Here is a 16,880-nt window from a genome sequence, read left to right on the forward strand (position 1 = left end):
TTCTTAACTTTGAATTTGGAATTGGGAATTTTGAAGTAGGATAATCTAGAAATGTACCCAGCGATCGCGCAACAACAACTAGCGATCGTCAACCAAATCAGCATTCGTGTAGTATCTAGCGACCATTCGCTGCTCTACAAGACACTCCACAGCACTGATTTGGGGATGAAAAGCTCTGTTTGGGGGAAATAGGGGTTGCAAATCTCCCTGGTTTCCCCTACACCCCTACACCCCTACACCCCTACACCCTCAAAAAAAGAAGTTAATTGTTTTTTTCTAAAGTATTGTTACCGGATCGTGATATGATTCAGCTGACTGAATATGCAGTCATCATATAGTTAGCTGTACTGGTTTCGAGTCCCGTGAGCTTGTCAGAAGAATCAGTTGCACCAAATCCAACAACACCACAAGATGCTCAACCTGGTTTTGAGGATACAGAACCAGTGGACGACTCTATGGGGGAGTTCTATCAACTCTACCAGAAGTTGTTGGTAATCACGCTTGTCTTAACTGGGATAATATTTATCTCTGTGTGGATTTTTTATTCCCTCAACATTGCCCTGAATTATTTAATAGGGGCGTGTACAGGTGTGCTTTACTTAAAGATGCTAGCTAAAGACGTGGAGCGACTTGGCGGTGAGAAAAAGCGTCTGAGCAAAAACCGTTTTGCTCTGTTTATTGGGTTGATTGTACTAGCATCTCAATGGCACGATCTACAAGTAATGCCCATTTTTTTGGGATTTCTCACTTACAAAGCAACGCTCCTAGTCTACATGGTGCAAACTGCTTTCAATCCTGATTCTTAAAACAATCAGGCTCACTAAAGACAATACACCCATCCTCGCTCCTTGGGGAAAATGCTTGAAGAATGCAAATGCTTAGTGTCTTAAACGCCTTTAATTCTTTTCCCCTAGCCGAATTAGAAGTGGGTCAACATTTCTACTGGCAATTGGGCAATCTCAAAATTCACGGGCAAGTGTTCCTCACCTCATGGTTTGTAATTAGCTTGCTAGTAATAGCTTCACTAGCTGCGAGCCGCAACCCCCAAAAAATTCCCAGTGGCATCCAAAATTTAATGGAATATGCCCTAGAATTTATTCGGGACTTGGCTAAAAACCAACTGGGTGAGAAAGAATACCGCCCTTGGGTACCATTTATTGGTACATTGTTCTTGTTTATCTTCGTATCGAACTGGTCAGGCGCGCTCATTCCTTGGAAGCTGATTAAGCTGCCATCAGGAGAATTAGCAGCTCCTACCAACGACATCAATACGACGGTAGCATTGGCATTGTTGACCTCATTAGCATACTTTTATGCAGGGTTCAGCAAACGTGGTTTAGGCTACTTTAAGAAGTACATAGAGCCAACACCCGTATTGTTGCCAATCGCTATTCTGGAAGATTTTACTAAGCCCCTCTCCCTAAGCTTCCGTCTTTTCGGAAACATTTTGGCGGATGAATTGGTTGTGGCGGTATTAGTGCTGTTAGTTCCTTTATTCATACCTCTACCTGTAATGGCCTTGGGTTTATTCACCAGTGCTATCCAGGCGTTAGTGTTTGCCACCCTAGCCGGGGCATACATTCATGAGGCGATGGAAGGACACGGCGACGAGCATGAGGAGCATTAACGCCCTCAGTTGTTAGCACAGTTCAAAAAGAGCATTGATGCTCGAAATGTCGCCTGGCGCGATTTGTAAGAACTCGGTGCAGCGTGAAAAAACACGTCTTAACTAGTTAACTTTTGTTATTTCTGTACTTAAAGCAAGGAAAATCAACATGGATCCATTAGTTTCTGCTGCTTCAGTTCTGGCTGCTGCTCTAGCAATTGGTTTGGCTGCAATCGGCCCTGGTATCGGTCAAGGTAACGCTGCTGGTCAAGCAGTAGAAGGTATTGCTCGTCAACCCGAAGCAGAAGGCAAAATTCGCGGTACTCTGCTATTAACCTTGGCGTTCATGGAATCCCTGACTATTTACGGTCTGGTTATTGCCCTCGTATTGCTGTTCGCTAACCCCTTTTCCTAATCCCTAAAAGTTTGATCAATGTAGAGACGTGAAATATCACGCCTCTACAAACGTGAAGATTGTGGGTATTAAGCTTTGATCTCAGTTGACCCTTGTTGGCTATGGGTCTCTAAAATATCAAAGGTTGGATGTAATTGTTAGCCATGAAAACTGCTACTCCAACCTCACGAGGAGAGAAATGTTTGATTTCGATGCTACCTTGCCATTAATGGCATTGCAGTTCTTGGTGTTGGCAGCATTGTTGAATGCTATATTCTATAAGCCAATCACCAAGGTACTGGACGATCGTGATAACTACATCCGCACCAATACCCTGGATGCAAAAGAACGCTTGGCGAAAGCTGAACGTTTAGCTCAAGAATACGAGCAAAAATTAGCCGATGCACGCAAGCAAGCACTAGCAGTTGCAGAAGCAGCCCAAACTGACGCTAAAACCATTACTGCCCAAAAGATTGCCGAAGCACAACAGGAAGCTCAAGCTCAAAGAGAAAAAGCTGCCATTGAAATCGAGCAACAAAAGCAAGAAGCTATGCGCTCCTTAGAGCAGCAAGTGGATAGCCTCAGCCAGCAAATTCTCGGAAAACTATTAGGGACAGCAGCTTAAATCAGTAACCAGTAATCAGTGAACAGTGATCAAAGCAGAAATTCCTGATTGATGACTAATAACTGATAAATGATAACTGATACCTGATAACTGTCAAAAAATCAGCGCACCTGGGCAATCGTCCCAGCGCGCTTAATTAAGTGTCATTAAGACACCTTTCTCATCGGGAAATGAAGACGCTTAATTTCTGATTAGGAAGTAAAGAAGTTAAAGTTTCCTGGGAGAAAATACAATGTACTAACAAGCGAGCAGCGCACTTGTAAATGGGTATCATGGGCAATTTCTTATTACTTGCCGCAGAAGCGCACGCTGTTCACTCTGAGTTGGCAGAAGGCGCAGCAGAAGGTGGTTTCGGTCTAAACCTAGACATCCTGGAAACCAATGTCATTAACCTGGCGATTCTGATTGGCATACTATTCTACTTTGGACGTAAAGTTTTAAGCAATATCCTGACTGAGCGCAAGTCCAACATTGCTACAGCGATTCAGGATGCCGAAAAACGCTTAAAAGACGCACAAGCTGCTCTTTCCCAAGCGCAAGAACAGTTGACCCAGGCTCAGGCTGAAGCAGAGCGCATCCGCAAAGCAGCCGAAGAAAATGCCCAGGCAACTAAAGAAGCCCTATTGGCCAAGGCGGCGCAAGACGTAGAACGCTTGAAACAAACAGCAGCAGCTGATTTAAACACCGAAAGAGAGCGGGCGTTGACCGAACTGCGGCAGCGAGTAGCCGCCCTAGCATTAGAAAAAGTCGAGTCACAACTGCGGTCTGGAATTGCTGATGATGTACAGCAAGCCATCATTGACCGTAGCATCGCTCAGGTGGGAGGACGGTAATGAAAAGTACTGTAGAAACAGCTGAAATAGCCCAGCCTTATGCACAGGCTTTGATGTCACTAGCAAAATCCAAAAATCTCACCGAAGAGTTTGGTAACGATGCTCGTACCTTAATTGACCTGGTGCAAAATTCTCAACAGCTAAAAAATTTCATAGATAACCCCTTTATTAAACCAGATACAAAAAAAGGGGTTATCTCGCAAATTTTGGGCGAGCAAGCTAACCCTTACTTACGCAACTTTTTGTTACTGTTAGTAGACAAACGACGCATTTTCTTCTTGGAAGAAATTCTACAGCAGTATTTAGCACTGTTGCGGCAGTTGAATCAAACCGTGTTAGCGGAAGTCACCTCTGCTGTTCCCTTATCACAAGAGCAGCAACAGGCAATTGAGCAGAAAGTTATCGCTCTCACCAAAGCTCGTCAAGTAGAACTGGTAACTAAAGTAGACAGCGATTTAATTGGTGGCGTGATTATCAAAGTCGGCTCACAAGTAATTGATTCCAGCTTAAGGGGTCAACTCCGTCGCCTGTCTTTACGCTTAACGAATGGCTAGAAGAAGCAGGGGAGCTTCAGGAGCAGGGAGCAAGGGAGCTTCAGGAGCAGGGAGCAGGGAGCATGAGTAGACAAGGTAGACAAGGTAGACAAGGGAGAAATATTTACCCCAATGCCCTGTTTGGCCAATGCCCCATGCCCAATTCCCAATTCCCAATTCCCAATTCCCAATGCCCAATCTACTGATTACTATCAAATTCTTCCGTCTTGCAAGAAAAAAAGATACACCATGAGCATATCAATTAGACCCGACGAAATTAGTAGCATTATTCAACAGCAAATCGAGCAATACGACCAAGAGGTTAAAGTTGCTAACGTAGGTACTGTTCTGCAAGTTGGAGACGGTATTGCCCGGATTTATGGTCTAGAAAAGGCTATGGCGGGTGAATTGTTGGAATTTGAAGACGGTACTGTTGGTATCGCCCAAAACTTGGAAGAAGATAACGTGGGCGCGGTATTGATGGGTGAAGGCCGCGACATCCAAGAAGGTAGTTCTGTCACCGCTACTGGTAGAATTGCTCAAATCGGTGTAGGCGAATCCTTGATTGGTCGCGTTGTTGACGCTTTGGGTCGTCCTATCGATGGTAAAGGCGACATTAAAACCACCGAAAGCCGTTTGATTGAATCTCCAGCACCTGGTATTATTGCGCGTCGTTCCGTACACGAACCGATGCAAACCGGTATCACCGCTATTGACTCCATGATTCCCATCGGTCGTGGACAACGGGAATTGATCATTGGCGACCGTCAAACAGGTAAAACTGCGATCGCAATTGACACCATCATTAACCAAAAAGGCGAAGATGTAGTTTGTGTTTACGTCGCCGTTGGTCAAAAAGCTTCCACCGTTGCTAACGTAGTCCAAACCCTGCAAGAAAAAGGCGCGATGGACTACACCGTAGTTGTTGCTGCTAACGCCAGTGACCCAGCTACCCTGCAATTCCTCGCACCCTACACCGGCGCGACCATTGCTGAATACTTCATGTACAAAGGTAAAGCTACCCTGGTAGTTTACGACGACTTGTCCAAGCAAGCACAAGCTTATCGCCAAATGTCCTTGCTGCTGCGTCGTCCACCCGGACGGGAAGCTTACCCCGGAGACGTATTCTACATTCACTCCCGCTTGTTGGAACGCGCTGCTAAACTCAGTGACGAATTGGGTAAAGGTAGCATGACTGCTCTACCCATCATCGAAACCCAAGCTGGTGACGTTTCCGCTTACATTCCTACCAACGTAATTTCCATTACCGACGGTCAGATTTTCTTATCTTCTGACTTGTTCAACGCTGGTGTTCGTCCGGCTGTAAACCCTGGTATCTCCGTATCCCGTGTAGGTTCTGCGGCGCAAACCAAAGCGATGAAGAAAGTTGCTGGTAAGATTAAACTCGAACTAGCTCAGTTCGACGACCTGCAAGCTTTCGCACAATTCGCTTCCGACTTGGATAAAGCTACCCAAGACCAATTAGCTAGAGGTCAACGCTTACGGGAACTGCTCAAACAGCCCCAAAACGAGCCTCTGTCTGTAGCTGAACAAGTAGCTATTCTCTACGCTGGTATCAACGGTTACTTAGATGATATCCCCGTTGACAAAGTTACCACCTTCACCAAGGGTCTAAGAGATTACTTGAAATCTGGTGTTAACCCTTACTATCAATCAGTACAAAGCAAGAAAGTATTGGCTGATGAAGAAGAAGGTGCTTTAAAAGCAGCTTTAGAAGACTACAAAAAGACCTTCAAAGCAGCAGCGTAGTTGGTCATTAGTCATTAGTCATTAGTCATTAGTTCACCAATTAATGGCTATTGACTATGAATTTGCGACTAGAGACTATTGACTGGGAACTTAAGAGAATATGCCTAACCTAAAATCAATACGCGATCGCATTCAGTCGGTCAAGAACACCAAAAAAATTACAGAAGCGATGCGCCTAGTAGCGGCGGCGCGGGTACGAAGAGCGCAAGAACAAGTGCTAGCAACTCGCCCCTTCGCAGATAGACTAGCGCAAGTGCTTTACGGTCTGCAAAGCCGTTTGCGCTTTGAAGAAGCCAACCTCCCACTCCTGAGAAAACGGGAAGTGAAATCAGTAGGGTTGTTGGTAATTTCAGGCGATCGCGGTTTGTGTGGCGGTTACAATAGTAACGTCATCCGTCGTGCTGAAAACCGTACCAAAGAACTGAAAGCAGAAGGTATTGATTACACCTTCGTCATCGTCGGACGGAAAGCTGCTCAATACTTCCAACGCCGCGACCAACCCATTGATGCTACTTACAGTGGTTTAGAACAAATCCCCACTGCTGAGGAAGCAACTAAGATTGCTGACGAATTGCTGTCTTTGTTCCTTTCTGAGAAAGTAGACCGCATCGAGTTAATTTATACTCGCTTCGTCTCCTTGGTAAGTTCTCGTCCCGTAGTGCAAACCTTGCTACCTCTTGACCCCCAAGGTTTAGAAGCAGCCGACGACGAAATTTTCCGCTTAACAACCCGTGGCGGTCAGTTTGAAGTAGAACGGCAAAAAGTCACTAGCGAAGCACGTCCCTTACCCCGCGACATGATTTTCGAGCAAGACCCAGTACAAATTCTGGATTCCTTGCTACCTCTATATTTGGGTAACCAACTATTACGCGCATTGCAAGAATCTGCTGCTAGTGAACTAGCAGCGCGGATGACAGCGATGAGCAACGCCAGTGATAACGCTGGTGAATTGATTAAAAGCCTTTCCTTGTCTTACAACAAAGCCCGCCAAGCGGCAATTACTCAAGAGCTGCTTGAGGTTGTTGGTGGTGCAGAAGCACTCGGTTAGGAATAAGTCAATTGCTAACTATAATTAATAGCTAATTGCTGGTGAGTTTAAAACTAGCAGTTAGCTATTTTTAGTTTTGGCGATCCTCAGAAGTTGGGAATTTTATTTATGATAACATCGAGGTAAATGCTGAAAAACAAGGACTTAAATTGAGCGATTTACCAGAGAGTTGTGATCGTGCCTAGCGAATGAAGTAGACGAGATGTAATAAAAACAAAAAACTGTTTATTATTTATTTAAAAAAAATGTAACTATTAACATTCTTCAATATAAATACGAACAATTTGAAATGACAGAAGAAATAATTAAAAGAATTATTGATAAAATCTCCAAAATACAAGCTCGTAATTTTTCTTCAGAACAACTAGATAAGTTAGAAGAATATATAGATAAGGGAATATTAAACTTAGATAAATATAATAACATTAACATACAAAGAAACACTCTTATATTTAGTGTAGTCTTTCTTATATTTGTGTTATTTTGTGTTTTATTTTTTGTGATTCACCCAATTTTATTTATTGAGCAATGGACGGAACAAGATGTAATAAGAAATAAAATCAGAGTCGAAAATTTAAAAACAATAGGTTTAATTATCGGTGGAATTATAGCCTTTTTTGGTCTTTACCTTGGATACAAACGTGCAGTTGCTATGGAGAATAGTGCTTTTGCTGCGAATAAAACAGCCGAGGCTGCTAATAAAAATGCTGAAATAGCTTCTCGAAATACTGAAATAGCACTTCAGAATTTAAAAATAGCAGAAGATAAACAAATCACAGAGCGATTCTCCAAAGCAGTAGAGCAACTTGCTAATGATAAAATTGTAGTTAGATTGGGTGCGGTATACACATTAGAAAGAATTGCTAAAGACTCGGAGGGAGATCATTGGACAATCATGGAACTTCTTACAGCATTTGTTCGTGAAAATACAAATTTTGCAAATTTTGAAACTCTTTATTATTTAGAAGAAGAACCTCTAGATATATGTGAATTTTTAGAAAATCCCACAAGAATAGAAAATTTACAAAAGCTGAGACTTTTCCAACAAACTCTTATGGTAATTTCGCATTTAAATTATCAAAAAGCCCCGGAAGGTCGAAAGTTAAATTTATCTAACATTAATGTTATTCTATCTGAACTTAGAGGTGCTAACTTTAAAGAAGTCAACTTTGAAGGAGCTATCCTTATACAAAGTAGCCTTGAAAAAGCTGACCTCACAAAAGCCAACCTCACAAAAGCCAACCTCAGAGGAAGTAAGCTCAGAGAAGCGGATCTTCAAGATACCAAACTTAATGGATCTGATCTTAGTCAATCTGATCTTACGTGTGCTAACCTCTCAGGTGCTAACCTCTCAGGTGCTAACCTCGTAGGTGCTAACCTCGCAGGTGCTAACCTCGCAGGTGCTAACCTCACAGGATCTGATCTCACAAGTGCCGATTTAATAAAAGCAAACCTTACAAATACGGATTTTAGATCAGCAAACCTTACGAAAACCTGCTTTATGGGAGCAAACCTTACACAAGCTAATTTTATTGGAAATACAACTATAAAACCTTATCAGTTTCAAGATAATGCTGAAACTTTAAATAAAGCAAAATACGATGAAAAATTTCGTCAAGAGTTAGGTTTACCACCAGAAAATTCAGAGTAAACTTATCAGAAATTTTGATCGCACCTCCCACAAAAACGGACGAAATGCGATCAGCTTTTTATCTTAAGGCAATTTTACTCCATACCCCATTAGAGCTTCAGGCTTTTAATTAGTGAATGTGAGTTTTGCAATAAAGCGTGGAGAATCTACACCCCTCAACATGAATGAGGTTATAGGCAGAGCTAACACTTTTAAGCAACTATATGTAAAAACTATGAATATTCAACTAAAAGCAGAATATGAGCAATTTATCCAAACCCGGATTGCTACAGGTAGATATGAAAATGCTGAAGATGTGATTATTAAAGCATTGAAACTGCTGGAGGAATGGGAGAAAGGTTATCAAGAATGGGAAAAAGAAACTGAGAAAAAACTAGCTGCTGGGCTAGCGGCTATCGAACGTGGAGAAATTGAGGATGCTGGAGTAGTTATGGCGCGACTAGAAGAGAAATTACGCAAAGCCCGTGAAACTCAAAGATAATGCAATACTTTCCATATTACTCATTCCTAATCTAGCTCCAGGCTTCCCCACAAGCGAATCAGTGATTGAAAACACTGAGGCTAGCGAGACTGAACGAAAAGCGATCGTGAAACCAATTTTCCCGTAGCTAAGTTGTAGTGTTTGTCTAGGTAGGGAATCAGTAAAGCAAATAAAATAAAGAGGAAAACTCGAATACCCAGAGTTAATAGCATGGTTTCCTCAGAACTAATCTCGACATTAAAGGGTCTGAGTCGTGCAGACAAATTCCATGTCATGCAAATTTTAATCTCGGAACTAGCACAACAAGAAACGGATCTAATTCAAGCTAAACAGTCTTATCCAGTTTGGTCGCCCTATGATGCAGTAGAAGCTGCAAAAACTATGTTACAAGTGAGACAAGACGCTCAAAATCAGCCCTATCAGTCTTAAATTGGGATCAGGGTTTTTTGCGATCGCTCTTTTTGTGGGGCGATATCTGATGTCATATTATTTAAATGGCGATCGCGCTAGGATGAACAGCCGTAACTTCAGAGTAACGTGCAAAGTCACTAGTATTAAAGGTCAAAATGTGAGTTAATCCATGAACAATCATGGCAGCAACCAGACGTGTATCATGTACTTTGACTCCCGACACCCTATAATCCACCACTAAACGCCGCCATTCAGTATGAACGGCTGCACTATCAGGTAAAAAAGTGCAGTAGCGTTCTATAACTTGCGCCCTCCGGTCTGTTTCTTCAATTGATAAGCCAAAGCCACTCCGTGCAGTTGTAGGTCGTGTACATACGTTCCAGAATTCTCCTAAAATTTGGGAAGTATAACAGATTTGTTCTCCCCTTTGCAGTAAAGAGTAGATGACATCACGAACCAAAATATGATTTGGATCTGAAGGAGAAATGAAGCGTAAAATGATATTTGTATCAGCCATGAATAGCATTAGTCATGATTCCCATAAATGCTTTCACGAGTGAACGCTTCTGGCGGTAAAATCGGTATTTCTTCTGCGTGTTGAGCTAATAATTTCATGTCTATTTCCCACTGCTGTGAGTCAACAACACTCTTTCTTGTTGTACCAATGGTATATTCCTGTGCGTGTAATGTGCCTAACACATCCTTTTCAATCAAATCACGGATATAAGCAGACCTATCTCCACCAAATTGCTGAACTCTCTGATCAATGAGCCTTAATAAAGGTTCGCTGATTCCAGTCACCTCAATTTTGTAATTGTTCATTGTTTTTTATGTTGATGCTTATATTATGAGTATATCCAGCTGATAATTTTACAAAAATAAATAACCTGAGTTCAGGATCAGATCAAAGCATAGATTCATAGGTTGGGGGAGCGATGCCTAATTAAATTTGGATCAGCATCTTGTGCGATCGCTATACTCGAAAACAATTTTAATTCCTTGTTCTTATTGTCAGGACAATGTGTGTATGGTAGCTTAGGTGTTGAGAGTACAATCTATCTACACTGAAGTTATGAGTCACTCACCGGAGTCTAGAACCGAAAGGATAGACATTCGTACAAGTTCTACTGTCAAAAAACTATTGCAGCAAGCTGCGGCTGCAAGTCATAAAAATGTGAGTGAGTTCTTATTAGAACACGGTTTAATTGCTGCTCAAAATGCTTTGACAAATCGTAAAGTCTTTGCACTAGATGATGAACAATGGCAAGCTTTTCAAAATGCCCTTGACGCTCCCACAGCAGAAAAACCCCGCTTGCGTCGTCTATTAAATGAGCCTAGCGTATTTGAGTAATTTCCCTTGAATAATTTATATATTGAGAAATTATCAGCTACCCACAATATTCAAGACTTTGATTGTGGGAAACCTGCTTTAAATAATTTTTTAATTAACTACGCTTTACAAAATCAACAATCTGACAGTTCAAAAACTTATGTAGCCTGTGTAGATAATAATGTCATTAGTTACTACACTCTCACTGTTGCTTCTGTTATTCATCAAGATGCACCACCTCGGATAATTAAAGGATTGCCAAAATATCCTGTTCCCGTAGCTCTTTTAGCGCGTCTAGCAGTCAGTAAAGATTTTCAAAATCAGAGAATAGGAAGTGGTTTATTAAAAGACTGTCTCAAACGTGTCAACGCAGCCGCAGAGATTTTAGGGATTCGTGCTTTGCTAGTTCATGCTAAAGATGAGCAAGCACGAGCATGGTATGAAAATTTTGATTTTGAATCTAGTCCGACTGATCCTTTGCATCTATTTTTAATGTTGAAGGATATTCGGAAAATGTTAGAGTAAAGTTTCAACTTGAATTGTCACATTTTATGGAATTATCTTCCATAATTCCCACCAAAACCCTAACAAGGGCTTCTAAATCATCAGGTAGTGAATAAATGGTAATATCTTCAGTGATTTGCTGTGCTTTCACATCCAGCTTGCCAAATCTCCACACATCACCAATTGTCACTGCTCCATATTGAAACTGTTGTTCTTCTATTTGAGATAGGGCAATTAATTCTGTTGCTAATTGGGTAAATCCTCTGGTTAAATCGTCATTTTTTGCTTCTACAACTAATAAATTCTGTTCTGCGCGTAGTAAATAATCTAGATTACCTTTCAACCATTTACTAACAACTAGCGGGTATTCAATGCGTAACTGGCAATCACAATAGTATGTAGCAACTTCCAATAAAACAGGTGCTACCAGTGTTTCCCGACGTGCAGTTTCGCTGGTTAAACTAACTCGTGTTAATGTTCTTTCTATGCGTTCTTGTAAATCTGGCAAGCGGTCAAGAGTTTTTTGGGTTTTGGGGAGTGATAATCTTGACCGAACTAATTTATACCCTAACTCTGCTAAAATTTCCTCTGGTGGATACGTCATTTCAAAATAAGAGCGAAAAGTATACTCTCGCTCTTCTTGGAGAATTTTCGGTTTAGTCATCGTGAGAATAATAGTTTAGGTGGAGTTCACTATCAGATTCCCTTTGATTATAGATATAGTTTTGGTTGGGAATAGCGATCGCTCTCCTTCTCAACTTTACTAAGCAAAGTTCAGCCTTAATCAGAATAGTGGTATCGACAAGCAATAATCGTTAAATACTCATCATCCACCGCATAAACTAACCGATTCGTGTCATCAATTCGCCGTGACCAAAAGCCAGCTAAATTCTCTCTTAATGCTTCTGGCTTGCCAATTCCCTCAAACGGTAGTCGGATTGAAGCAACAATCAGCTTGTTAATTCGTTTTAACGTTTTCTTGTCTTGCTCTTGCCAATATAAATAATCTTTCCAAGCTTCATCTGTCCATGCTAGCTTTCTAGTCATCTAACAAATTTCGCTCCACTACTTCCCCCTGTTTGAATTGAGCAATAGAACGCTCCAAATGGGCAGCATTAGCAGGAGACTTGAGTAAATGAACAGTTTCCAGCAAACTATTAAATAACTCTAGCGACATCACCACGGCATCTTCTGCATCCCTCCTGGTGATAATTGTATAGTCGGCATCTTCTACCACTCGGTCTAAAACAGCCTTGAGGTTATTTCTCGCTTCGCTAAATGAGACAATTTTCATTTGCTTGGTTATTGTACTGTTTATTGTACAAGTATAGCGAATCCAAAATATATTCATCACACCAAAGCAACTATGTCAACAAGTTGATCATTTATTAATGTTAGAAAAGCGTTATTGCCCATTTCTGAAACCCTAGCAGCCTTTAGTTATGACTCTCACATCATACGGAACTTTATGTACTGAAGCTTATAACATTACCAAGCCTATTGGCGGAGCATATACAGATGTTCCCTACTACATCAAACATCTTTCCCAAATCGGCGGCAGAGTTTTGGAAGCAATGGTAGGAACAGGACGGTTACTGATCCCTTTGTTAGAAGCTGGTTTGAATGTAGAGGGTATTGATAATTCACCTGATATGCTGGCTGCTTGCCGTCAGCATTGTCAAGAAAGAAATCTCAATCCAGTTTTATACCAGGGTGACATCAAAAATATCGAACTTCCTGGTAAATTCAGTGCCATTATTGTTTCCTTTGGTTCATTTATGTTGCTAGCAAAGCGAGATGCAGCTATAGCGGCCTTGCAAAACTTCGCTCGACATTTAGAACCAAGGGGACGAATTTTTATTGATTTAGAGCTACCAATCGAAGATTTTAAGACGGAGAATATTATTAAACAGCGATCGCCAATTATTTGTCCTGACGGCGCAACAATCCTTTTACAAACTACATCTTCCATAGACTGGCTCAACCAAACCAACATGACAGTAATTCGCTACGAGAAGTGGAAAGACGGTAAACTCCTGGCGACTGAGTTACAAAATTTTCCTTTACATTGGTTTGGACGCGACGAATTTATCATGTGTTTGCAGGAAATAGGCTACACAGACATTAACTTATGCGCCAACTATCATGATGGTCTAAAACCAGACTCTTACACAGATACGCTCTGTTTTTCAGCAGTATGGGGCTAAAATAAGATTTTTCACAATCTTGATTTCTCTGAAATTCCAACCTTGTTCACCCACAACACATTTTGAAAATCCCGTACTATAATAAGGGTATAGAGACATGGGTCCGTAACGGTTTCGACAGGTTGGCGAACGCTGCTCTATGATTCAGGTCGAGAGTGAGTCATCTCTCGCAAATCAAGGCTCAAAACAAAAGTAAATGCGAATAACATCGTAAAATTTGCTCGTAAGCCTGCTACTGTAGCAGTTGCCTAATAATCTCTCACAGATTCGAGCGTCTTTAGTTTGACTCCGTTAAGGACTAAAGACCAACCCCCAACGGACGCTCTAGCAAGTGTTCTCTGGTTGGCTTGCTAGCTAAGACTTAATCAGAGCATCCTACGTTCGGGATAATGAACGATTCCCGCCTTGAGGGTTAGAAAGGCTAAACCTGTGAATGAGTGGGGGGTCAATACCCAATTTGGACAGCAGTTCGACTCTGCTCGGATCCACTAAAATAAATGAAAATCCACCTGGTTTTAGGTGGATTTTTTTTAACGCAAAGTGGCGCAGAGGTTAACGCGGAGGAACGCGGAGAGGTTCATAAGTAAAAACCTGTAGAGACTTTCTACAGGTTGTTGGTAGTTGAATTTGACTAATTAAGTTGCTGATTCTGGTGATGTTTCTGATTTTTCTGGTTTGAGTAATGGGAAGGCGATTACGTCCCGAATGCTGGCAGAATCAGTTAATAGCATCACTAATCGGTCAATCCCAATTCCTAAACCGCCTGTGGGTGGCATTCCATATTCCAAAGCGGTGAGGAAGTCTTCATCTACGCCTTGGGCTTCTAAGTCACCGGCGGCTTTTCTTTCGGCTTGGGCTTCTAGGCGTTGTCTTTGGTCGATGGGGTCTGTTAATTCTGAGAAACTATTAGCAGTCTCTCGTCCGACTATGAATAATTCAAACCTTTCTACTAACCCTGGTTGAGAACGGTGGGGTTTAGCGAGGGGTGAAATTTCTACGGGATAATCAATCACAAATGTAGGCTGAATTAAGTTGGTTTCTACCTTTTCTTCAAAGGCTAAATTCAGCAATTTACCTATAGATGGGGCTTCATCTACGCCAGGAATACCAGCATTTTTACTTGCTGTTTTGGCTGCTTCCAAAGTTTGGAAGGAATTGAAATCTAAGCCTGTATATTCTTTGACTAAATCGTGCATTGTTACCCGTCGCCAAGGTGGTGTTAAATCTACACTTTCGCCTTGGTAGGTAATTTGCAGTGTACCGAGAACTTCTTGGGCGACGGTGGTAATAATACCTTCCGTTAACGCCATCATATCGTTGTAGTCGGCGTAGGCTTGGTAAACTTCAATGGAGGTAAATTCGGGGTTATGGCGAGTAGAAATTCCCTCGTTACGGAAAATGCGCCCTAATTCAAAGACTTTCTCAAAACCACCAACAATTAGCCGCTTGAGATGGAGTTCTGTCGCTATTCGCAGATACAGTTCCATTTCGAGGGTGTTGTGATAGGTGATGAAGGGGCGCGCATCTGCACCGCCAGCTTCACTTTGTAATACTGGGGTTTCAATTTCTAGGAAATCACGCTCCTCTAGGTAGCGGCGAATACCTGCGGTAATTTGGGCGCGACGGCGAAAGGTTTGCCGGACTTCGGGGTTAACAATCAAGTCAACGTAGCGTTGACGGTAGCGTTTAGCAACATCCGTCAACCCGTGCCACTTGTCGGGTAGGGGCAGGAGGGATTTAGTAAGAATGCTGTATTGTTTAACGTAGACCGATAATTCGCCCTTTTCAGTCCGTTTGATTGTACCTTTGACTCCGAGGATGTCGCCTGCATCTGTGAGCTGTTTGAGGTGATTAAAAGCATCGGCATCAATCTCTGCCATGCTTTCTTGGATACGACTTTTCTCTAGATAAATTTGAATTGTGCCGGTTTCATCTTGCAAGGTGAAGAAAGCAAGCTTACCGAAAACACGACGCGCCATAATGCGTCCAGCAATAGCAACTTCTAGATCAACTTCTTCACCACTGGGTAAATCAGCAAATTTTTCTTGTAACTGCGCGGCGTGGTGTGTAGATTCCCAACGGTAGGCGTAGGGATTACTTCCTAGCTGCTTGAGTTGTTCTACTTTCTCCAGCCTGGCGGCACGGATATCTTCTTCCGACATGGTAACGAACTTTCAGAGGGCAAGATTAATTATAAATAGGGATTGGGGATTGGGGAGTAGGGATTGGGAATTGGCGAAAAATTTTTATGATTTTGTAATTGATGCGATCGCTACAATTAAACTAAAATCAAGCCACTATGACACAAACTAGAGTCCGCTTGTGGAATGTAGACGAATATCATCGGATGCTTGATACAGGTATTATTGCCCCCGATGAACGGGTAGAACTAATTGCAGGGCAAGTAATTCCGATGAGTGCGAAAAATCCTCCCCATGCAGCCACAACTCTGTGTGCTTCTGATTATCTCAAACGGCTGTTGGCGGAATTTGCCTTAGTTCGTGTACAAGATCCCGTGCAGTTAAATCAATATTCTGAACCTGAGCCAGATATTGCTATTGTTCGCATCGAGCCACGTAAATACATTGATCACCATCCTACACCGAATGAAGTATTTTTATTAATTGAGGTGGCAGATACAACGTTAGAAACAGATCGTAGACAAAAAGCACCTCTCTATGCTCAAGCGGGAATTACTGAATACTGGATTTTAGATGTCAATAAATTCCAGGTTTATGTTTTCCGTGAACCCAGTGGGGAGGCTTACACCCAACAATTCATTTTAGGGGAGAATGCAACGTTATCTTTGGTTACTTTCCCAAAGATAGAAGTTGAGATTAGCCAACTATTTCCCTAATTTCATAAAGTGAAGCGATCGCCCCCATCATATCCCAGCAAGCGATCGCTATTTTGTTGAAATAGTGTCAGGCTTTAATTAAGTAGAGAATATCGCTCTAAGGCTGCCTTGATTTTCAAGTTGGTAAATTGCTCTATAGCTTTAATTAGGTTTTCTTGTTCTGGCTGCAAATCTAGTTTGAGCAATGCCTCAAGTAAACTATGTCCAGAATGCAGTTGATGTTGGAGTTCGGTACGTTGAGCAGAAGTTAACACTGCTGCTATTTCTTTATTACGACGTTGCAGCATCCCTTGGAGTTGTTGACGCTGCATCGGAGTCAAATCTAGTTCCGACAAGTTAGGGTAATCAGTGACGATATGGCCAGCAGGGTCAATAATCGCCTTCGCAGCAGGATAATTAAACCCAAAGGGTGCTGCTGAAGCAATACCGGGTGTGAGGAGAAAAACGGCGAGAATAATAGCGAATAAAGGTAGCCGCCATTTGGGAGTGTTAATTGCCATGATTAGCAGTTCCTAGGCAAAATTTGGATGTTGGTTGTGTAACTTGTGCTATTAGGAGTCACATTTGAGATTTTCCCACTCTGGCAGGTATCAGGACTTATGCAAGGAAAATTTTTGTTGTGTAAGGGTG

Annotated in this window: 25 protein-coding genes and 1 other RNA gene; 18 read left to right on the plus strand and 8 right to left on the minus strand. The window is 42.0% G+C overall.

Annotation, left to right across the window (positions count from 1 at the left end):
- Positions 1-51 precede the first annotated feature (51 nt).
- The 12 genes from ACPZ3T_RS26060 to ACPZ3T_RS26115 all read left to right on the plus strand — a co-directional run bounded on the left by ACPZ3T_RS26060 (position 52) and on the right by ACPZ3T_RS26115 (position 8,941).
- Entirely contained in the window at positions 52-192 is a 141-nt protein-coding gene (locus tag ACPZ3T_RS26060) for a hypothetical protein (protein WP_490272326.1), read from the plus strand.
- Between the two features lie 170 nt (positions 193-362).
- Positions 363-806: an ATP synthase subunit I gene (locus tag ACPZ3T_RS26065; RefSeq protein WP_490272327.1), complete on the plus strand. Its 444-nt coding sequence runs from the start codon at positions 363-365 to the stop codon at positions 804-806.
- Positions 807-868: 62 nt separating this feature from the next.
- Positions 869-1,627 (plus strand): F0F1 ATP synthase subunit A, encoded by a 759-nt coding sequence (gene atpB / locus ACPZ3T_RS26070; protein ID WP_490272328.1) that lies wholly within the window; start codon positions 869-871, stop codon positions 1,625-1,627.
- Positions 1,628-1,775: 148 nt separating this feature from the next.
- Positions 1,776-2,021, plus strand: a complete 246-nt coding sequence (atpE, locus tag ACPZ3T_RS26075) for an ATP synthase F0 subunit C (RefSeq protein ID WP_008233924.1) — start codon at positions 1,776-1,778, stop codon at positions 2,019-2,021.
- Between the two features lie 178 nt (positions 2,022-2,199).
- A complete protein-coding gene (locus tag ACPZ3T_RS26080; RefSeq protein ID WP_103135532.1) occupies positions 2,200-2,625 on the plus strand; it encodes a F0F1 ATP synthase subunit B' in 426 nt (141 codons plus the stop codon).
- Positions 2,626-2,888: 263 nt separating this feature from the next.
- Positions 2,889-3,458 (plus strand): F0F1 ATP synthase subunit B, encoded by a 570-nt coding sequence (locus ACPZ3T_RS26085; RefSeq protein WP_490272329.1) that lies wholly within the window; start codon positions 2,889-2,891, stop codon positions 3,456-3,458.
- The gene (gene atpH, locus ACPZ3T_RS26090) at positions 3,458-4,012 is read left to right on the plus strand and encodes an ATP synthase F1 subunit delta (RefSeq protein ID WP_490272330.1); all 555 of its coding nucleotides are present in this window, start codon (positions 3,458-3,460) and stop codon (positions 4,010-4,012) included. Before ACPZ3T_RS26085 ends, atpH begins: the two co-directional genes overlap by 1 nt.
- A gap of 62 nt (positions 4,013-4,074) precedes the next feature.
- A complete protein-coding gene (locus ACPZ3T_RS26095; protein ID WP_490272331.1) occupies positions 4,075-4,197 on the plus strand; it encodes a hypothetical protein in 123 nt (40 codons plus the stop codon).
- A gap of 43 nt (positions 4,198-4,240) precedes the next feature.
- A complete protein-coding gene (atpA, locus tag ACPZ3T_RS26100; protein WP_490277375.1) occupies positions 4,241-5,761 on the plus strand; it encodes a F0F1 ATP synthase subunit alpha in 1,521 nt (506 codons plus the stop codon).
- Positions 5,762-5,861: 100 nt separating this feature from the next.
- On the plus strand, positions 5,862-6,809 hold the full coding sequence (locus ACPZ3T_RS26105) for a F0F1 ATP synthase subunit gamma (RefSeq protein ID WP_490272332.1): 948 nt from the start codon (positions 5,862-5,864) through the stop codon (positions 6,807-6,809).
- A 289-nt stretch (positions 6,810-7,098) separates the two neighbouring features.
- Positions 7,099-8,460: a pentapeptide repeat-containing protein gene (locus ACPZ3T_RS26110; protein ID WP_490272333.1), complete on the plus strand. Its 1,362-nt coding sequence runs from the start codon at positions 7,099-7,101 to the stop codon at positions 8,458-8,460.
- Positions 8,461-8,674: 214 nt separating this feature from the next.
- Positions 8,675-8,941 carry a ribbon-helix-helix domain-containing protein gene (locus ACPZ3T_RS26115; RefSeq protein ID WP_490277376.1) on the plus strand — a complete coding sequence of 89 codons (267 nt, stop codon included), beginning with the start codon at positions 8,675-8,677 and terminating at the stop codon, positions 8,939-8,941.
- A gap of 80 nt (positions 8,942-9,021) precedes the next feature.
- Here the strand turns inward: ACPZ3T_RS26115 and ACPZ3T_RS26120 are convergent, their stop codons facing one another.
- A complete protein-coding gene (locus ACPZ3T_RS26120) occupies positions 9,022-9,216 on the minus strand; it encodes a hypothetical protein (RefSeq protein WP_490272334.1) in 195 nt (64 codons plus the stop codon).
- Here ACPZ3T_RS26120 and ACPZ3T_RS26125 point away from each other — a divergent pair.
- On the plus strand, positions 9,215-9,370 hold the full coding sequence (locus ACPZ3T_RS26125) for a hypothetical protein (protein WP_490272335.1): 156 nt from the start codon (positions 9,215-9,217) through the stop codon (positions 9,368-9,370). The genes ACPZ3T_RS26120 and ACPZ3T_RS26125 overlap by 2 nt on opposite strands.
- Positions 9,371-9,431: 61 nt before the next feature.
- Here the strand turns inward: ACPZ3T_RS26125 and ACPZ3T_RS26130 are convergent, their stop codons facing one another.
- Together ACPZ3T_RS26130 and ACPZ3T_RS26135 are read right to left on the minus strand one after the other, a co-directional pair.
- Positions 9,432-9,869: a type II toxin-antitoxin system VapC family toxin gene (locus ACPZ3T_RS26130; protein WP_490272336.1), complete on the minus strand. Its 438-nt coding sequence runs from the start codon at positions 9,867-9,869 to the stop codon at positions 9,432-9,434.
- 8 nt (positions 9,870-9,877) lie between these two features.
- Entirely contained in the window at positions 9,878-10,174 is a 297-nt protein-coding gene (locus ACPZ3T_RS26135; RefSeq protein ID WP_490272337.1) for a hypothetical protein, read from the minus strand.
- A gap of 217 nt (positions 10,175-10,391) precedes the next feature.
- Here ACPZ3T_RS26135 and ACPZ3T_RS26140 point away from each other — a divergent pair, with 217 nt between their 5' ends.
- Positions 10,392-10,703, plus strand: coding sequence for a type II toxin-antitoxin system TacA family antitoxin (locus tag ACPZ3T_RS26140; protein ID WP_490272338.1), 312 nt, complete (start codon positions 10,392-10,394; stop codon positions 10,701-10,703).
- A 6-nt stretch (positions 10,704-10,709) separates the two neighbouring features.
- Positions 10,710-11,207: a GNAT family N-acetyltransferase gene (locus ACPZ3T_RS26145; RefSeq protein WP_490272339.1), complete on the plus strand. Its 498-nt coding sequence runs from the start codon at positions 10,710-10,712 to the stop codon at positions 11,205-11,207.
- Positions 11,208-11,211: 4 nt separating this feature from the next.
- Here the strand turns inward: ACPZ3T_RS26145 and ACPZ3T_RS26150 are convergent, their stop codons facing one another.
- The 3 genes from ACPZ3T_RS26150 to ACPZ3T_RS26160 form a co-directional block, all read right to left on the minus strand.
- Positions 11,212-11,850 carry a hypothetical protein gene (locus ACPZ3T_RS26150; protein ID WP_490272340.1) on the minus strand — a complete coding sequence of 213 codons (639 nt, stop codon included), beginning with the start codon at positions 11,848-11,850 and terminating at the stop codon, positions 11,212-11,214.
- Positions 11,851-11,966: 116 nt separating this feature from the next.
- The gene (locus tag ACPZ3T_RS26155) at positions 11,967-12,233 is read right to left on the minus strand and encodes a Txe/YoeB family addiction module toxin (protein ID WP_490272341.1); all 267 of its coding nucleotides are present in this window, start codon (positions 12,231-12,233) and stop codon (positions 11,967-11,969) included.
- Entirely contained in the window at positions 12,226-12,480 is a 255-nt protein-coding gene (locus ACPZ3T_RS26160; protein WP_490272342.1) for a type II toxin-antitoxin system Phd/YefM family antitoxin, read from the minus strand. The genes ACPZ3T_RS26155 and ACPZ3T_RS26160 overlap by 8 nt, the downstream gene beginning before the upstream one ends.
- Positions 12,481-12,628: 148 nt before the next feature.
- Here ACPZ3T_RS26160 and ACPZ3T_RS26165 point away from each other — a divergent pair, with 148 nt between their 5' ends.
- Positions 12,629-13,393 carry a class I SAM-dependent methyltransferase gene (locus ACPZ3T_RS26165; protein ID WP_490272343.1) on the plus strand — a complete coding sequence of 255 codons (765 nt, stop codon included), beginning with the start codon at positions 12,629-12,631 and terminating at the stop codon, positions 13,391-13,393.
- A gap of 99 nt (positions 13,394-13,492) precedes the next feature.
- Positions 13,493-13,884: a transfer-messenger RNA gene (ssrA, locus tag ACPZ3T_RS26170) on the plus strand.
- 144 nt (positions 13,885-14,028) lie between these two features.
- Here the strand turns inward: ssrA and lysS are convergent.
- Positions 14,029-15,555: a lysine--tRNA ligase gene (gene lysS / locus ACPZ3T_RS26175; RefSeq protein ID WP_490272344.1), complete on the minus strand. Its 1,527-nt coding sequence runs from the start codon at positions 15,553-15,555 to the stop codon at positions 14,029-14,031.
- Between the two features lie 137 nt (positions 15,556-15,692).
- Here lysS and ACPZ3T_RS26180 point away from each other — a divergent pair, with 137 nt between their 5' ends.
- The gene (locus ACPZ3T_RS26180) at positions 15,693-16,250 is read left to right on the plus strand and encodes a Uma2 family endonuclease (RefSeq protein ID WP_490272345.1); all 558 of its coding nucleotides are present in this window, start codon (positions 15,693-15,695) and stop codon (positions 16,248-16,250) included.
- A gap of 74 nt (positions 16,251-16,324) precedes the next feature.
- On the opposite strand, the gene ACPZ3T_RS26185 is transcribed toward ACPZ3T_RS26180, so the two are convergent.
- A complete protein-coding gene (locus tag ACPZ3T_RS26185; protein ID WP_490272346.1) occupies positions 16,325-16,750 on the minus strand; it encodes a hypothetical protein in 426 nt (141 codons plus the stop codon).
- Between the last annotated feature and the right edge of the window lie 130 nt (positions 16,751-16,880).

The sequence above is a fragment of the Aliinostoc maniaoense genome (assembly GCF_058172895.1).